The sequence below is a fragment of the Mesorhizobium sp. M3A.F.Ca.ET.175.01.1.1 genome (genome assembly GCF_004791945.1).
Lineage (GTDB): Bacteria > Pseudomonadota > Alphaproteobacteria > Rhizobiales > Rhizobiaceae > Mesorhizobium.
Genome location: NZ_SRTP01000459.1, coordinates 1 through 278, shown reverse-complemented (window position 1 = coordinate 278; position 278 = coordinate 1). Strand labels below are relative to the sequence as shown.

1 protein-coding gene is annotated in these 278 nt (G+C 66.5%); it reads right to left on the bottom strand.

Annotation, left to right across the window (positions count from 1 at the left end; translation table 11 throughout):
• On the bottom strand, window positions 1-278 hold a 278-nt coding region (locus EN818_RS32430; protein WP_281039979.1), incomplete at both ends, for a cytochrome c biogenesis protein CcdA.

The window sequence follows — 278 nt, the reverse complement described above, 5'->3', positions numbered from 1 at the left end:
ATGACATAGGCGGCGACCATGTTTGCGGGCTTGCCCTGCGATTGGAAGCGCGCCTCCCGCGACAAAAGCGGAATGCGCAATATGCCGAGGAAGTTGAGGCCCATGACGATGATCAGCGCGCCCGCAACCATCGCCAGTTGTCCCTGCCAGACGCGCAGCAGGTGGCCGATGGTCGAGGCGCCGGCGCCGAGCGCCACAAACACGGTGGAGAAGCCGAGCACGAAGGCCAAGGAGGCGTAAAGCAACGCCCCGCGCGCGCCTTGGCGCGCCGTCACGCC